Annotated in this window: 5 protein-coding genes; all 5 read left to right on the top strand. The window is 67.2% G+C overall.

Features of this window, described 5'->3' with window-relative positions; all coding sequences use genetic code 11:
* The first annotated feature begins 73 nt into the window (after window positions 1–73).
* Window positions 74–2,947: a helicase-related protein gene (locus IT779_RS23990; RefSeq protein ID WP_196151652.1), complete on the top strand. Its 2,874-nt coding sequence runs from the start codon at window positions 74–76 to the stop codon at window positions 2,945–2,947.
* 534 nt (window positions 2,948–3,481) lie between these two features.
* Window positions 3,482–7,531, top strand: a complete 4,050-nt coding sequence (locus IT779_RS23985; RefSeq protein ID WP_332838942.1) for an Eco57I restriction-modification methylase domain-containing protein — start codon at window positions 3,482–3,484, stop codon at window positions 7,529–7,531.
* 169 nt (window positions 7,532–7,700) lie between these two features.
* The gene (locus IT779_RS23980; protein WP_196151650.1) at window positions 7,701–14,108 is read left to right on the top strand and encodes a DEAD/DEAH box helicase; all 6,408 of its coding nucleotides are present in this window, start codon (window positions 7,701–7,703) and stop codon (window positions 14,106–14,108) included.
* Window positions 14,108–16,303: a 3'-5' exonuclease gene (locus tag IT779_RS23975; RefSeq protein WP_196151649.1), complete on the top strand. Its 2,196-nt coding sequence runs from the start codon at window positions 14,108–14,110 to the stop codon at window positions 16,301–16,303. Before IT779_RS23980 ends, IT779_RS23975 begins: the two co-directional genes overlap by 1 nt.
* 50 nt (window positions 16,304–16,353) lie before the next feature.
* Window positions 16,354–18,594, top strand: coding sequence for a 3'-5' exonuclease (locus IT779_RS23970; protein WP_196151648.1), 2,241 nt, complete (start codon window positions 16,354–16,356; stop codon window positions 18,592–18,594).
* The last annotated feature ends 13 nt before the right edge of the window (window positions 18,595–18,607 follow it).

Below are 18,607 nucleotides of genomic sequence, written 5' to 3'. Positions count from 1 at the left end.
TTACGGAAATGGCAGCGGGGACACTGTCGATACTAAGTTGTTGCTGCCCGCCGACGACCTTGGGAGCTTGTTGATGACCGTTGCCGAACCGTCCGACCGACTCGATATAGCACCCGGCTCGATCGTCGTCGTCCGTGACGAGGAGTGGCTGGTCACCGGATGCGCGACGGGCTCGGACGGTGCGGTGGTCCGGGTCCGTGGGCTCTCGGAGCTGGTGGCCGACACGACCGCAACGTTCTACTCGAGCCTGGACGATATCCAGGTGCTCGACCCGGCTCGGGCGCAGGTCGTCGCCGACGGGTCGTCCGGCTACCGCGACGCGCGGCTCTGGCTGGAAGCACTGCTGCGCAAGACGCCGTTCCCCTACGGCGACCAGACGCTCACCGTCTCCACCCACATGCTCGCCGATTCTCTGGAGTATCAGCGGGCGGCGGTGGCCAAGGCGCTCGACCCGTCGCTGATCCGCCCGCGCATCCTGCTCGCGGACGCGGTCGGATTGGGTAAGACCCTGGAAATCGGCATGATCCTGGCCGAACTCGTGCGGCGCGGGCGCGGCGACCGGATTCTCGTCGTCACGCCGCGCCATGTGCTCGAGCAGATGCAGCACGAGCTCTGGTGCCGTTTCGCGCTGCCGTTCGTGCGGCTGGATTCGGCGGGTATCCAGAAGGTCCGCCAGAAACTGCCCGCGACCCGCAATCCGTTCACCTACTACAAGCGCGCCATCATCTCCATCGACACGCTCAAAAGTCCCCGCTACAAAGCACATCTCGCGCGTCAGCACTGGGATGCGGTGGTGATCGACGAATCCCACAACCTCACCAACGTCGGCACCCGGAACAACGAACTGGCCCGCCTGCTCGCGCCGAACACCGAGGCGTTGATCCTGGCGTCGGCCACCCCGCACAACGGTAAGGAGGAATCGTTCGCGGAATTGCTGCGGCTGCTCGACCCTACCGCCGTGGCGGCGGACGGCTCGTTCGCCAAGGATGACGTGTCGGCCCTGGTCATCCGTCGGCACCGCCACCATCCCGAGGTCGCCGCCGAAGTCGGCGCGGATTGGGCCGAGCGGGCCGAGCCCGAGCACCGGCTGGTGCGGCCGTCGGAGGCCGAGGACGCGGTGGCGCGGGAACTGTCGCGGGTGTGGCTGCATCCCGAGCACGGATCGTCGCCGTATTCCGGCGAGGCGAAAGCGCTGTTTCCGTGGACGTTGGCCAAGGCGTTCCTGTCCTCCCCCGCCGCACTGGCCGAATCCATCGAGCAACGCCGTCGCAGACTCGGCGAACCCGGCGGCCCCGAGACCCGCGCCGAACTCGCGGCGCTGAATCGGCTGGCCGAATTGAACGACAAAGCACTCGGGGACTCGGCGGGCAAACAGGCGGCGCTGGTCGACCGGCTGCGTGAGATCGGCGTCGGACCGAAGTCGCCGATGCGCGCGGTGGTCTTCGCCGAGCGCATCGCCACCCTGTCCTGGCTCACCCGCGTGCTGCCCGCCGAACTCGGTGTGGGCGCCGACAATGTCGTGATGCTGCACGGCGGACTGTCCGATATCGACCAGCAGGCCATCGTCGACAGTTTCAAATTGGAGACCTCCCCGATCCGGGTGCTCGTCACCGGCGATGTGGCCTCGGAAGGGGTGAACCTGCACGCGCAGTGCCATCACCTGATCCACTACGACATTCCCTGGTCACTGATCAGGATCGAACAGCGCAACGGCCGCGTCGACCGCTATGGCCAGCAGCATCCGCCGGTGATCTCCTCGCTGATCCTCGAACCGTCCGATCCGGAATTCTCCGGTGACCTCAGGGTGCTCTCGCGCCTGCTGGAACGCGAGAATCAGGCGCACACCACCCTCGGGGACGTGGCCTCGCTCATGGGCAAGCACAGTGTCAGCGAGGAAGAAGCCGCCATTCGCGACGTGCTGGCGGGCAGGTCGACCGAGCAAGCGCAGGTCCGCGAAATCCAGGACGTGCTCGAGGCCGACGATTTCGACGCCTACTTCACGCAGCTGTCCCTCGATGCCGACGCCGAGCCGACACTGCCCGAGGCGCCCCGCCAGAGTCTGTACGGCACCGACGTCGAATTCCTGGAGGAGGCCTTGCGCGCCGGGTTCCCGGTTCCTGACGCCGCACCGTCGGCGGGCGGGGTCGGGTGGGTCCACCACGCCGAATACGGTGTAGCCGAACTCGTTCCGCCGACCGACCTACGCAAGCGGCTCGGCCTGCTGCCGCAGAACTACGTGCGGCAGGGCCGCGTGCTGGAACGGCTGAAACTGGCTACCTCCGCGCAGGTCGGCAAATCCCAGTTGCGGGCGGCCCGACGCGGGCGCGGCATCGATGAGACGACGTGGCCCGAAGCGCATTTCCTCGGCCCGCTGCATCCGGTGCTGGAGTGGGCCGGTGATCGCGCGCTCAGCGCCCTCGGCCGCAATCAGATCTTCGCGATCCGCGGAAACCTCGACGCCACGACGGTGTTGTTGATGGGCACGTTGATGAATCAGCGCGGCCAGCTGGTCTCGCGGGTGTTCGCGACGGTCGAATTCCCGGACGCGGACCGGCCGTCGTTCGGCCTCGTCGAGGCTCGTCCCGACCTCGATTTCCTATTGAGCGACACCGGTTTACAGCCGGGCACACCCAATCCCGGACCGATCGCCGACCCCGAGCGGTTGCGTCCGCTGATTCCGGCCGCCGTCGAGTCGGCGCGTGTTTCGATGGCGTTGGTGCTGACCGAGCAGGAACAATCCGCACGTGCACGCCTGGCGCGGTGGCGTGCCCGTGCCGACCGCTGGCACAGCGGCGCCGAACAACTGGAGATGTTCGGTGCGCGCAAGAGCACCGTGGACAGGTGGTCGCGGCGCATCGCCGAGGAGCAGCGCCTGGCCGAATCCCTCGCCCCCACCCAGCAATTGGTGCGCCCACTGCTGGTGATCGTGCCCGAGAAGGATCAGTGACCCATGGCTTCTTTCGATTCCATCGTCGTCGGCGAGGACTGGATCAGCGAGCACTACTTCACCACCGACTCGGTGAAGGAGTCCTTTCACGGCAGAGTTCTGGCATTGCGCAAGATGTGGGACGCCGAGGCCAAGGAAGGCCGGGCCACCGTGCGCTCGGCGCTGCTGTCGGCCGCCGGTGATCTGCAGGTGAGTTTGGCCGCGCTGGCGGAGAGTCCGGAAACCGTCCCCAAGGCGCACGGGCAGGTTCGCGCCGCCCTCGGATACCACGGCGAGCTGTCGGCCTTTCGCGGCGAGCGAGCCGGTGGCGATCTCGAGATTCCGGATGCGGCCCTGGCCGGATTCGACCGGGTGTTGGTGTTGCAGGCCCATCCTGTCGCCTCGCTCGAAGGTCTGCTCTCACCCGAGGAAGGCAGGCTGCTCACCGCGGCCGCCGAGGACGGCACGCCGCTCGAGTCGGTGACGAAAGCGGTATCGGCCGCCTTCCGCTGCGAGACCCCGCCCGCGTTCGTCCTGGTGCAGGCCGGTCAGTGGATGCTGCTCACCGAGGCCGAACGCTGGGCCGAGGGACGGTACCTCGCCGTGGATCTGCTCGTGGTCGCCGAGCGGCGGCACGAGGCGCGCGGCGGCGAGATCGACCGCGCGGCGGCTATTCTCGGCCACCAAGCCGTGCGCGAGGACGCCGACGGCGGCATCTGGTGGGCCGATGTGCTCGAGGAATCGGTCAAACACACCGTCGGTGTGTCGAAGGACCTGCGGGAAGGGATCCGGCTCTCGATCGAGATCATCGCCAACGAGGTGGTGCGGCGCCGCGCCGCGCGCGGCATGTCCATGGCGGGCGTCGACGGCAACGAACTGGCCAAGCACGCGCTGCGGTTCCTGTATCGGATCCTGTTCCTGCTCTATGCCGAGGCGTCCCCGGAAATGCAGGTGTTGCCAACCGGCGCACCGGAATACGACGAAGGCTACGGCCTGGACCGGCTGCGCGAGCTGACGCTCACCGAATTGGGGTCCGAGCGCGCCAGGCACGGCACCCACCTCTACGAATCGCTGGCCACCCTGTTCCGGCTGGTCGACAAGGGACATACGCCCACCGGAACCGACGGACTCGCCGACGATCCGGCGCCGGGGCTGGAATTCAACTCGCTGAGAGCCGATCTGTTCTCGCCGAAGGCGACCGCGCTCATCGACGAGGTCGGACTCGGCAACGAGAAGACCCAACGGGTGCTCGAACATCTGCTGCTCACCAAGGAGAGCAAGGGCCGCAAGGGCGCCGACCGCGGATTCATCAGCTACGCCGAACTCGGCATCAACCAGTTGGGCGCGGTGTACGAGGGCCTGATGTCCTACACCGGATTCTTCGCCGAGCAGGATCTGTACGAGGTCGCCAAGGACGGCAATCCGGAGAAGGGTTCGTGGGTGGTGCCCGCGGGCAGCGCCGACCACCTGTCGGAAGCCGACTTCGTGCGCGGCGAGGACCCGGACACCGGGGAACAGAAGGCGGTGCTGCATACGAAGGGCACCTTCGTCTTCCGGCTCGCGGGCCGTGAACGCCAGCAGTCGGCCTCGTACTACACCCCCGAGGTGCTGACGAAATTCGTGGTGTCCCAGGCGCTCGAGGAACTGCTCGACCAGGACGGCGTGCGCACCACCCCCGAGCAGATCCTCGGATTCACGATCTGCGAACCCGCGCTCGGGTCGGGGGCGTTCGCCGTGGAGGCGGTGCGCCAACTCGCCGCCGCCTATCTCACCCGCAAACAGGAAGACCTCGACCAGCGCATCGAGGCCGACCGGTATCCGGTGGAACTGCAGAAGGTGAAGGCGCATATCGCGCTGCACCAGGTGTACGGGGTGGACCTCAACGCCACCGCCGTGGAACTCGCCGAGATCTCGCTGTGGCTCGACACCATGGTCGCCGGATTGCAGGCGCCGTGGTTCGGCCTACATCTGCGACGCGGCAATTCGCTCATCGGTGCGCGGCGGGCGGTGTACCAGCCGAACCAACTGGCCAGAAAGGTCTGGTTGAAAGCCGTGCCCGCCGATGTGCCGCTCGGCACGGAGATCGGCGCGGGCATCCACCACTTCCTGCTGCCGTCGGAAGGGTGGGGCGCGGTAGTGGATACCGCCGAAGCCAAAACCTACGCTCCCGACGCTCGCGAGACACTGCGGTTGTGGCGCAACGAGATTCGCAAATCCCCGAACAAGGCGATCGTGAAACGCCTCGCCGCGCTCGCGCAGCGGGTGGAGACGTTGTGGGAGTTCACCTCCCGGCGGCTCGAGATCGCCGAATCCGAGATCCGGCGTGATATCCACCTGTGGGGCAGTGAGCCTGTCGACGTCAGCTCCGCCGTCACTCGCGAGGATATCGAGAAGGTACTCCACGACCCGAACGGGGCGTACCAGCGTTTGCGGTGTGCGATGGACGCGTGGTGCGCGCTGTGGTCGTGGCCGCTCACCACTGACATCGCTCCGCCGGACTGGGATCAGTGGGTTGGTGGGCTGGAAGCCGTTCTCGGTGTCGCGCCTCGCGAAACCGCTGCGGAAAGGCGAGGACAGCTCAGCTTCGGGCGCGATGCGAGTTGGCAGGAGTTGAATACCGCCGAGGAGAACGATCTCCTACTCGCCGCGGCTCAGCGCGCCGACCGGGCCGTCGCGCAGTTCCCCTGGCTGACAGTGGCACACGAGATCGCCCGCGACGCGGGATTCTTCCACTGGGAACTCGATTTCGCGCAGGTGTTTGCGCGCGGGGGCTTCGATCTGCAGGTGGGAAATCCGCCGTGGGTGCGACCGGACTGGGACGAAGCGTCGGTGCTGGCGGAATTCGATCCGTGGTGGCAGTTGGCGCACAAACCGTCCGAGGCGGCCAAGCGGGCGAAATCCGCTGAGCTACTGGGCGATCCGAAGGTGCTCGCGGTGTACCTCGATGAGCGAGCCGCGCAGGCGGGGCAGAAATCCCATCTCGGGTCAGGAGTGGACAGGCCGGTTTTGAACGGTCTTCAGCCGGATCTTTATCGATGCTTCATGGAACGCACTTGGCGCTCTAGAGCGTCGGACGGAATTGTTTCACTGATACATCCAGAAAGCCATTTCAGCGAACTCAGAGCCAACGTACTCAGGCGCTCCACCTATCGTCGACTCCGTCGCCACTGGGGATTCAAGAACAACGCATACATCTTCCGAGAGATCAGTGACAAGCGAGATTTCGGCGTACACATCTACGGCGAAGAGAGCTCTGATATTCAGTTTCTCCACGCGGGATGGATATACCACCCAGATGTTGCAGTTAGATCGCTTCGCCACGATGGCACCGGACCCCCGCCAGGTGTCCGAGACCGATATGATAAATGGGACGTTAATCCCCACAGTGACCGCATCATACGGGTCGATAGTGGCGTACTTGCCAATTGGGGGGCCTTGATCGACGATCCAGGTACACCTCCAGCAGAAGCTCGCATGCTGTACCCGGTGAACCGAGTGAACGCAACCACCCTGAACAAGCTGGCATCGGCATCGCGACTCGGAGATATAGGCTTCGAGTGGACTAGCGGCTGGCACGAATCAGCCGACCGAAAGCTCGGCTACTTCGAATCACGCTCGGCCACGCCTGAACATTGGAAGGAAGTAATTCTACAGGGTCCACATTTAACTGTCGCGTGCCCCATCTACCAGGAGGGCAACCCGACCATGCGCAACGGAGCCGATTACTCTCTCGTCGACCTCGAAGCAATGCCCGAAGATTTCATCCCTCGTACGAACTACCAGATCGCGCGGCCACTTTCAGAATACATCGCAGCCTATCCGAAGTGGGATGACGAACCCAGTTCTTCCTACTTTCGACTGGCTTGGCGGGCGATGTGCGATCCCGCCACGGTCCGCACTCTGCATGCGGCTCTACTGCCACCTGGACCCGCACATGCAGGAGGGATATTCAGCCTCACAACAAAGAGCTCCACGGATCTCGTAGTCTCCGTAGCATTCGCAACTTCACTTGTCGCAGATTATCTGATCAAGGTGATGGGTGTAGTCAATATAAAAACATCGGCGATAGGGAGGATTCCGCATATCCGCAACCATGTTCTCGAGCAAAATCTTCTACTGCGCACGCTCCGCCTCAATTGCGTGGTGCGACAGTACGAGACGCTCTGGAACTCCCTCTTCGATGAGAGATGGCGACAGGATTCTTGGACACCGACGATTCCACGACCGCACTCCGCCGAGAGCATTGGTGTGATCGGCGCTGATTGGTGTCCGTCTACGCCACTACGATCGGCTGCCGATCGTAGACAGGCTTTGGTCGAGCTGGATGCGATCGTCGCCATCATGCTTGGGATTACCGCTGACGAACTCGAAGCCCTCTATCGAGCACAGTTCCCGGTACTCCAGAAGTACGAGCGCGAAGCCCTGTACGACGCAAGCGGGCGCCAAGTTCCGGGGCGACTCGCCACCCTGTACCGAATGGACGGAAGGCTCTCTCCTACAGAACTCGCCGTCGATGGAATCACCTATGAGCTGCCTTTCACTGGTGTAGATCGCGCGCGGGATATGCGGCTCGCCCACGAGCACTTCTCACGTCTGAAGAGCTAGCGATGACGCCGCGGTGCACTCGGTCCCGGACGAGGAAGTACGGTCGAACGACTGAACATCCGGAGTCCGCATACGCGCGGCCGAGGAAAACAGGACCACGACGACACCGCGGGCCGATTCCGTACCGGGATCGTGGAACCGCGGGCGATAGCAGAAGGGAACGGGGCGCATGGGGGCACTACTGCCCACGTTGCAGGCGAATCACCTGCGGGAGGGGTTGACCGACTACCTCACGACCACATTCGCCTTGACCGATGCCGACACCTTGGGCGCCTTGACCGATTTCGTCGGGCATCCGAGGGACGGCATGTTCAAAGGGCCGTACGTCCGTCTGCGTCTGCCGTTCGCGCCCGCGCTCGGCAATTGGGGTATGCATCTGGATTGGTGGCCGAAGGGTTTCACCCCGTACGGCCATCAGGCGCGCGCGTTCGAGCGTTTGTCGACGAAATTCCAGGATCGCGCGCAGCCCACCTTGGTGACCACCGGCACCGGGTCGGGTAAGACGGAATCGTTTCTGGTGCCGATCCTCGATCATGTGTTGCGCGCCAAGAAGAACGGTGTGGCGGGGATGAAGGCGCTGATCATCTATCCGATGAACGCGCTGGCCAATGATCAGGAGCAGCGGCTCGCGCGGCTCATCGCGAGACATTCGGAGTTGGCGGGGATCACGGCGGGGCTCTATACCGGCGAACAGTCCAGCGGCGGGCGCACCATGGTGTCGGAGCAGGGACTCATCACCGACCGCGGGCTCATGCACGATTCGCCGCCCGATATCCTGCTCACCAATTACAAGATGCTCGACCATCTGCTGTTGCGTCCCGATCGGGCAGCCATGTGGCGGCAGTCGGCGGACTCGCTGCAATATGTGGTGCTCGATGAATTCCACACTTACGACGGCGCGCAGGGCACCGATGTGGCGATGCTGCTGCGTCGGCTCGGATTGACCGTCAAATCGCAGTGGACTCCGGAATCGCCGGTGACGGAGGCGGATCGGGCTCGCCCGCTCGGCCGGATCACACCGGTGGCCACCTCGGCGACGCTCGGCGCCGAGGGCGACCCCAGCGCCATGACGGATTTCGCGCATACGGTTTTCGGCGAGCTGTTCACGGTGGACGACGTCATCAGCGAGACCCGCCTGACCCCCGAACAGTGGCTCGCCGACCGGGATCGCGCCCTCGACAGCGCCTACGAGGTAGTCAAGGCGCCTCGGGTCGAGGTCGCGGTCACCGAACTGCGCAAACCCGAGCACACCGGCAACGCGAAGCTCACCGCCCTGGTGCTCGCCACCTTGTTCCGGCGCGCGGGCGACCTCGACGACGACCTCGCGGGCGCCGCCGCGCGGATGCGCCGCCTCGACCCGGTGGAACAACTGGATCTGCTCAAAGGGCATCCGCTGTTCGTCCGCCTGCTGCGCGAAGCCACCGACGCGGTGTCGTTGCGTGACCTCGCGAGCACCGTGTTGCCGATCCACACCAACGACTCCCCCGCGGCGCGGGCAGACCGGGAGCGCTACCTCGACCACCTGTTCGCCGCGCTGTCGCACCTGCGCGCCGAGGTCGGCCGGGCCGCGCTGAATGTCGATGTGCACCTGTGGATCCGGGAACTCTCGCGAATCGACCGAGCCGCCGGGCCCGCCGCGCTGTTCCGCTGGGCCGACGACGGCAACAGCGAAAGCCAGCGCACCGAGTACCACAGCGCCGTCTACTGCCGCCATTGCGGCCGGTCCGGGTGGGGCATCCGTTTGGCGCCCACCGGTGACGCGCTCGATCCCGGTGACGAATCGGTGCGCACCTACCACCTCACCGGCGGCCCCCGCTTCCGCGCGCTGATCTCCGCCCCGGCCGAGGCCCAACTCGGCGCGGCTGTCGAAGATCTACGGTGGTGGCGCGTCGACGATCGCGAAATATCCTCCGACACACCCGATCCCGCGAGCGCCGAAGTGCTGGAGGGCAAGGCGCTGCCGGTGCTCGTACTGCACGGTCCCGACGCCGACGACAACTCGCAGAAGGATGTGTGCCCGGCGTGCCGCACCGCCGACGGCATCCGCTTCCTGGGCAGCGCGGTCGCGACCCAGCTCTCGGTGTCGCTGTCGAGCATGTTCGGCGACGCCGGACTCGACAGCGCCGAGAAGAAGGCGCTCATCTTCACCGACAGCGTGCAGGACGCCGCGCATCGCGCCGGATTCGTGCAGGCCCGCTCCCACATCCTCAGCCTGCGTTCGACGCTGCGCAACGCACTCGGCACGGCGAGCGCCCCGATGACCTTGGGCGAACTTCGCGACACCGTGCTCGACCTGGCGGGCGACGACCCGATGCGGCGCTACCACCTGCTGGCTCCCGATATCGTCGAACACGAGGAGTTCACCGCGTTCTGGCGGCCCGGCGGCTCCGCGGAGGACCGCCGCAACGCGCTGCGCACCGTGCGCAGGCGCGTCGAATTCGACATCGATCTCGAGTTCGGCCTGCAGTCCCGACTCGGCCGCACCCTCGAACTCACCGGAAGCGCCTTCGCCGAAGTCGATCTCGGCGCGCCCGAGCGGATCGCCCGACTGGGCGCGGCCGCCCTCGACGGCGCGCAGCGCCAACTCGGCTTCTCGGACCCGGACGCGAGCGCCGTCACCCGGTGGGTGCGCGGCACCGTCGAGCGGATGCGTACCCAGGGCGCGATCGGCCACCCGTGGCTGGACAAGTACGTCCACCGCGACGGCAACCGCCACTGGGTGTGGACCGGCCGACCCAAGGGCGAAGGTATGCCGGCGTTCCCGCGCGGCCGTCCGGCGCCCGCCTTCCCCGCGGTCGGGTCACGGACCATCCCCGAGGGTTTCGACGCCATCACCGCGCCGTCGTCGTGGTATGCGCGGTGGGCGGCGGATTGCCTGGACGTCGCCCCGTTCGAAGGCGGCGCGCTGGCGCGATCACTGTTCGCTGTGCTGGCAGAGGACCGGATCGCGTCCACCGTCACCACCGAGAAGGATCTCACTGTCTACGTGCTCGGCACAGAGTCGATCCTGGTCGGCGTTCCCGAACCGGACGCGTTGAAAGCGGGCGACCACCAACTGGTCTGCGATGTCTGTCAGACGCCGACGCCGGGCAGCCGCGCCGTGGTCGACCAACTCGACGGCGCACCGTGCCTGCTGGTGCGCTGCCCCGGCAGGCTGCGTCGCGCACCACGCGGCGACAACTTCTACCGCCGCCTCTACAGCGAGTCGGAGATGAAACGCGTTGTGGCACGCGAACACACATCGCTGCTGCCCACCGCGACCCGCCTCGAGTACGAGACCGCGTTCAAGAACAGCGACGCCGAACCGTCCGCACCCAATGTCCTGGTCGCCACGCCCACGCTGGAAATGGGTATCGATATCGGCGATCTGTCCACGGTGATGCTCGGATCGCTGCCGCGCACCGTGTCGTCGTATCTGCAGCGGGTGGGTCGCGCGGGCCGCTTGACCGGCAACGCGCTGGCGCTGGCCTTCGTCCGAGGCCGGGGTGAGCACCTGCCCAAACTCTACGAACCCACCTCGGTCATCCAGGGCCAGGTGCGCCCACCGGCCACCTTCCTCGACGCCGAGGAGATCCTGCGCCGCCAGTACGTCGCCCACATCGTCGACCTGCTCGCGCGCAGGCCGGGGGCAATGGACCCGCACAAGGCCGCGGGCGTACTCGGCGGATTCGACGACGGCAGCTGGATGGCCGCGCTGATCGACACCGCCGACGGCGACGCGCGGCCGCTGCTCGACGGATTTCTCGGCCAGTTCGGCGATCTATTGTCGGAGGCCGCGATCGCGGGCCTGCGGGCGTGGGCGACTCCCGCCGGTCCGGACGAACCCAGCGACCTAGCGACACATCTACGCGAAGCTGTGCACCGCTGGCGCCGTGACGTGGCCGAACTCACCGAGCGCCGCACCGCTGTCGACGCCGCGATGCCGGAATTCGAGCGGCGCGCGAACTCACCGGCCGCCACCGAGGACGACCGGCGCGATCTGCGCACCGCACGCGGCACCCTGCGCCTGCTCGGCGCCCACATCCGCGACCTCACCGAGGAACACTGGGTCGGTGTGCTCGAACGCTACGGTGTGCTGCCCAACTACACACTGCTCGACGACGCGGTCACCCTCGACGTCGGCATCACCTGGATAGACCCGGAAACCAACGACTATGCGGGCGACACCGCGAGCTATCGTCGCGGCTCACGGGTCGCGCTCACCGAACTCGCGCCGGGAGCGACTTTCTACGCCCAGGGCCTCGCGGTGCAGATCGACGCCGTCGACCTCGGCGCCGACGCCGCCGACATCCACACCTGGCAGGTCTGCCCGCAGTGCGGCTGGGTGCGCATCAGCCACGCCGCCGAGGATGCCGCGCCGCTGCGCCAGTGCCCGAGGTGCGGCACCGGGGCGATCGCCGATATCGCCCAGCAAATGCACGTGCTTGAGATGTCGCGGGTGTCGGCGGAGGTGCGCCGCGACGAGGCGTCCATCACCGACAACCGCGACGAACGCGCCAAGGAGTCGTTCCGAGTGGTCACCGCCGCCGACATCGACCCCGACGAGGTGGTGCTCAGCTGGTATGTCGAGGACTACGAGTTCGGCGCGGAATACCTGCGGCACATGGACATTCGCTGGCTGAACGTAGGCAGACGCGGCTCCCAGGGCGCGCGCCGAACGATCGCAGGAGAGGAGACGACCACCGCCCTGTTCCGGGTGTGCTCGGGCTGCGGGCAACTGGACAAGGTCGCGGGCCGCAACCAGCCGCACGAACATCGCGCCTGGTGTCGGTTCCGCAAGGCGGCCGACGAGAACCACGTCCGCGAGATCGCGCTGGCCCGCACCCTCAGCACCCAGGCCGTGCTGCTGCATCTGCCCGGCCGGTTGGAATACGACTCCTTCGCTCATCCCAGTCTCAGCGCGGCGCTGCTGCTCGGACTGCGCGAGGTGATCGGCGGCGCGCCACAACATCTGGATGTCGCCGTGATCGCCGACGCACTGCACGCGCCGCAACAGCGCGCGCTGCTGTTGCACGACACCGTGCCCGGCGGCACCGGATATCTCGCCGAACTCGCCGACCCGCACAAGGTGTGGTCGGTGCTGCACGCGGCGCGCGCCGTAGTCGCCGAATGCGCGTGCGCGCACGAGGACCGTCTGGCCTGTCACCACTGCCTGCTGCCCTTCGCGACGCCGCAGACCATCGACAAGGTTTCGCGCACCACCGCGCTGACGATTCTCGACGACCTGCTCGGCATCACCGCCGCCCTCGGCACCAGCACCGCCCCCGGCACCAGCGCAGCCCTCGGCACCAGCACACCCGCCGTGCCGTCCTGGGAGCAGTGGACGGCGAGGCTCACCAGGCAGTCACCGGCGAAACGGCCGACCAGCGAGGAATCCCCGCTGGAACGACGCTTCTACCAAGCCTTCATCGGGCGCCTGAAAACCTTCGGCGCCACCGTCACCGAACGTCCTGGCACCTACGGGCCCAGTGCCATCATCACCATGCCGGGCGACAAGATCCGCCGCTGGACCCTCATCCCCCAGGTGCCGCGCGGCGACGTGCGGCCGGACTTCGAACTGACCACCCCCGACCCGGCCATCCCGGAGATCCTGATCTTCGCCGACGGCCGCAGATTCCACGCGGTGCCCGGGAAGAACCGCGTCGCCAAGGACGCCGAACAGCGCGCGAAACTTCGCTCATCGGGCCGGGTCGTTGTGTGGTCGTTCAGCCATGACGACCTCGAAAACTTCCGCGCGAACAAGGTGGCGCCGCCGCGCTGGCATTCGGCGAGCGGTGCGAAAGTCATGATGCAGCGCGGCAATCTGAAGCCCGACCTGGTGAAGTTGCTGAGCGCCGATCCGGTCACCCAATTGCTTGCCTTCATGTCCGCGCCCGACCGGGAGGATTTCGAGCGGGTCGGCTCGTGGCTGCCGATGATGTTCCTCGCCGGGGCTCCCGCCCGAGGCGACAACTCGGCCATCGCGGCCTGGGCGCTCGACCTGCTCGACGGCAAGGACACCGCACCGCCCGGCGGACACTACGCGTGCTGGTCCTATCGCGACGGGCCCCTCACCGTCACCGCCGCCTTCCAGCCCCCGAAAGTGGCGGCCGCGGGTCCGCGCATGGCCGAGACCATGACCGCCGTCCTCGCCCTCGACGACCGCGACGACCACCTCGACCGCGAGGACGGGCGGTTCTGGAAGGATTGGCTGCGGCTGTCGAACTGGTTCGGCCTGCGCGACGGACATCTGGTCACCACGCGCAGTCTGTTGGCCGCCGACAGCGTCGCCCCCGAGCAGGCCGCCGACACCACCGGGTTGTCACCGCAATGGCAACAGCTCCACGAGATGACGATGCCCGGCCTCGAACGCGAACTGGTGACGGCGCTCGCCGAGGCGAACGCCCCGCTGCCGCAGCTCGGCGTCGAGACCGACGACGGCGCGGTCATCGACCTGAGCTGGCCCGAGCGCCGCGTCGCGGTGCTGCTCGATGACGACGGCCACACGGCGGCGCGACTGAGCGAACAAGGATGGACGATCTGCCCGCCCGACGCGGTGCGGATCATCGAAACACTCGCAGAGAGCGGAGTGCGGTGATGGTGAACATCGTGATGGGCAACAAGGCATTGGGGAAGCTGGACGGCTCGGTGAAGAGCCGGGTCTACGACTTCCTCGACAAACTCCAAACCGACCACACCGCACCGGGTCTGCACATCGAACCGCTCAGGATCGCCGTCGATTCGCGGGTGCGCACCGGTCGCGTCGACCTCAACCACCGTGCCGTGCTTTTCCGTATCGATCCCGACAAGGGCGAGACCACCTACATCTACATGGGCACGTGGAAACACGACGACGCCAACGCCTATGCCGAACGCGCTGTGCTGCGGGTGAATCCGGTGAACGGGATCCTCGAGGGCATCCTCGCCGAACCCGAGACCGCGGCCCCTCCCGTCGCGCCCCGCCCCGGGGCGCGGGCTGCCGAACCCGTGCCCGGTTACCTCGCAGGTGTCGGCTTCACCCTCGCCGACCTCACCGAACGACTCGGATTCGATCCCGCCTTCGCCGCCCGCGCGCTCACGGCCCCCGACGAGGACGCGATCAACGACCTCGCCGTCGAGGCCGACGGGTGGCAGGGCAGCGCGCTGTTCGACCTGGCGTGCGGCAAGGGCATCGATGATGTCAGGGCCACCTACGTCGTAGCCGAACAGCCGCTCGATCCCGCTCTCGGCGAGGACGATCGGATCATCGAAGCGCTCGCGCACCCGTCGTCGCGGATGCAGTTCACCTATATCGAGGGCAGCGAGGAACTGCGCCGCGTCATCGAAGGCGGCGACTTCAGCGCTTGGCGGGTGTTCCTGCATCCGCAACAACGCGCCTTCGCCGAGAAGAGCTACAGCGGGCCGTTCCGTATCTCGGGAGGCGCCGGAACCGGCAAGACGGTCGTCGCCCTGCACCGCGCGAAGAATCTCGCCGACCGTAACCCCGGCGCTCGGATCGTGCTCACCACGTTCAACAGGACACTGGCCAAGGAGCTCGAGAACAGTCTGCGCGTACTTGACCCGGATCTGCCGCGCGCCGCGAAACCGGGGGAACCCGGCATCTACGTCGACAGCGTCGACCGCCTGGCCAACGCGCTGGTGCAACGCGGGGGCGACCTCGGCCCCGCCGCGGAGGCGCTGTTCGGCGCCATGGTCGAGGTCGGTACGGGGCGCACCGAGCATTCGCGCTTGTGGCGGGAGGTGATCGAAACCGTAGACAGCGGATTGGATCGGCGGCTGGCGACCGAATCGTTCCTGGAGAGCGAATACGTGAGCGTGGTCCTTGCCAATCGCGTCACCGCCGTCGAGCAGTACGTGAAGGTGGCGCGGGCCGGGCGTGGCGTGCGGTTGAGCAGGCCGCAGCGGATCGCGGTGTGGAAGCTCGTCGAGGCCTTCCGCCGCCGCAGTCGCATGGACGGCACCCTGAGCTTCCCCGAGGTGCTCGCGCTGGCCGCCGAACATCTGCGGCTCGCCCACGAGCGAGGTGCGCCGCGACCGGCCGATCATGTGATCGTCGACGAAGCCCAGGATCTGCACGCGACCCACTGGGCGATGCTGCGCACCCTCGTCGCCGAAGGCCCCGATGACCTGTTCATCGCCGAGGACTCGCATCAACGCATCTACGGTCAGCCCGTGGTGCTGAGCCGGATGGGCATCAAGATCACCGGCCGTTCCCGGCGACTCACGCTCAATTACCGGACCACGGCGCAGAACCTGCGTTTCGCCGTCGGGATCCTGTCCGGCGCGGAATACCACGACCTGGTGGGCGAGCGGGAATCCACGCTCGAATACCGTTCGGCCCGTAACGGTCCGACGCCACGACCGCTGCCCTGTGATTCGGCCGTGGACGAACTGGACAAGGTGGCGGCCACCATCCGCGCGTGGCTCGCCGACGACGTCGACCCGTCGACCATCGCTGTGCTCACCCGGAGCAAGAACGAGCGCAGCCAATTCGTGCGCGGCCTCGCGGAGCGCGGCGTCGAGGCCCGTGCGCTCGACGACAGCCCGATCACCTCGGGTCACGTGCAGGTGCTGACCATGCACCGCGCCAAGGGCATGGAATTCTCGCGGGTGATCCTGGCGGGCATCGACGAAGGTCACGTGCCGGCCAAGGCCGCGCTGGCGGAGGTACCCGACGAGGAACGCGGCGAAGCCGAACTGCGCGAACGGTCACTGCTCTACGTCGCGGCCAGCCGCGCCCGCGACGAGCTGGTCGTCACCTGGAGCGGACGCAGGTCGCAACTACTGGGATGAGCGGACGAGAACACACAGCGCCCCGACGCGGCGCGGAAGGACACAGCACCATGGGAACGGCGACCGTCGTGTTGGCGACCAACAGCAGATCCATGCCGAAACTCGACGGCGCCGTCACCGACAAGGTCTACCGGTTCTTCGAGAGCGTGCGCGCCGACCACGCGGCGGCGAGCGCGCACATCACCGGTATCGATGGCGCGACCGACCACCGGGTGCGCGTCGGCCACATCGATGCCGAGCATCGGGCCGTCATGTTCCGGGTCGACGACAAATTCGGCGACGCCACCTACATCTACCTCGGCACTTGGCCGCACCACACGGCCACCGAACTCGCCGAACAGTCGACGCTTCGGGTGAATCCGGTCAACGGCGTGCTCGAAGGCATCGTCGGACAACTCGACGGGCGCGGCGACCGCAAGAAGCGGACCGTGGTGCCCGATCCCACCGGCGACCTGGCCAGAATGGCCGCGGCAGCACCGGATGGCCACCTCACTCGCGCCGGACTCACCGGCGCCGACCTCACCGACCGGCTCGGCCTCGACGCGGAGACGGCCGCCCGCGCGCTGGCCGCCACCGATCGGGACAGCGTCGCCGAGGTGGCCAGGTCCACCGAGGTCAGCTGGCAGCAGACCGCGCTCCTCGGCTTGGCTGCGGGGCACGGCATCGAGGACGTCCGGGCCGGCCTGTCCTTCACCGACACCCCGGTCGACACCGACCTCGACGAGAACGAACAGATCCTCGCCGCGCTCGAGCATCCGGCGACCAAGATGCAGTTCACCATGGTCGACGACAACGACGAACTGCGTCGGGTGCTCGAAGAAGGCGACTTCAAGGCGTGGCGCACCTTCCTGCATCCTGATCAGCGCCGATTCGCGGAGAAGGATCAGCGCGGGCCGTTCCGGCTGTCCGGGGGCGCGGGCACCGGGAAGACGGTCGTACTCTTGCACCGCACCCGCGCGCTGGCCCGACGCGATCCGCTCGCGCGCATCGTGCTCACCACGTTCAACAAGACCCTGGCGAGCGGGCTGGAAGACGACCTGAAAGCGCTCGACCCCACCGTGCGCATCGCGACTTCCTTGGGCGCACCGGGCGTTTTCGTGTCCGGCCTCGACTCGCTCGCGGCAGGCGCGGTCCGGCAGGGCGATCAGGGGCCCGCCTACGCCGCCGTGTTCGGGCCCGGCCTTTCCGCGCACCGCCGCAAACGGGTCGGCAACGAGGCCGGGTGGGCACAGGCCGCGGCGGCGGCGGGCGACGGCCTCGACGCGCGGTTGCGCCACCCGACTTTCCTGTCCCAGGAATACGTCAGCGTGGTGCTCGGCAACGAGATCACCACCGTCGAGGAGTATGCGCGGGCGCCACGCGCGGGGCGCGGAGTGCGGGTCTCACGGACCCAGCGCATGCAGATCTGGCGTGTGGTCGAGGAATACCGCAGGCAAGCGGCCCGCAACGGGTCGCTGACCTATCCCGAGGCGGTCGCCATCGCCGCCGCGCACCTGCGCCTACGCGCCGACGCCGGACACCCGGAGCCCGCAGACCACGTCGTCGTCGACGAGGGACAGGACCTGCACGCCTCCCATTGGCGGCTGCTGCGCGCACTCGTCGCCGACGGCCCGGACGACCTGTTCATCGCCGAGGACCCGCACCAACGCATCTACGGCCAGCCGGTCGTGCTGAGCAGGCTCGGCATCAACATCCGCGGCGCCCGCTCCAGCAGGCTGACCCTCAACTACCGGACCACCGCGCAAAACCTGCGTTTCGCGGTCGGCCTGCTCGAAGGGGGCGAGTACCGCGATCTGGAGGAAGGCCACGACACCACGGCCGGATACACCTCCGCGCGGCTCGGCCCCGAACCGACTCTGGTCGAATGCGACAGCGCCGCCGACGAACTCGACGTCATCGAGGCGCGGATCGGGCGCTGGCTCGCGACCGAGCACAGTCGGCCGGGCGATATCGCGGTCCTCACCAGAGCGAAAACCGATCGGGACATCCTCGCGCGTGGACTGGTCCAACGCGGCATCCCCGCGACCGTACTCGACGACGACCCGGCCACCGCCGACCACGTCCAAGTGCTGACGATGCACCGCGCCAAGGGCATGGAGTTCCGCTACGCGATACTCGCCCGCACGGGCAGCGACCGAGTACCGTCGCGTTCCCAGCTGCGCCACATCCCCGAGGAGGACATGGCCGAGGCCCGGCAGCGGGAGCGGTCGCTGCTGTATGTCGCGGCCAGTCGCGCCCGCGACGAACTGGTGGTCACCTGGTCGGGCGGGCGCTCGGAACTGCTGCGCTGAACAGCTCTGAAAA

It is taken from the genome of Nocardia bovistercoris (assembly GCF_015674855.1).
Taxonomy (GTDB): Bacteria; Actinomycetota; Actinomycetes; order Mycobacteriales; family Mycobacteriaceae; genus Nocardia; species Nocardia bovistercoris.
The sequence above is the reverse complement of the archived record's forward strand: the minus strand, read 5'-3'. Positions and strand labels throughout refer to the sequence as shown.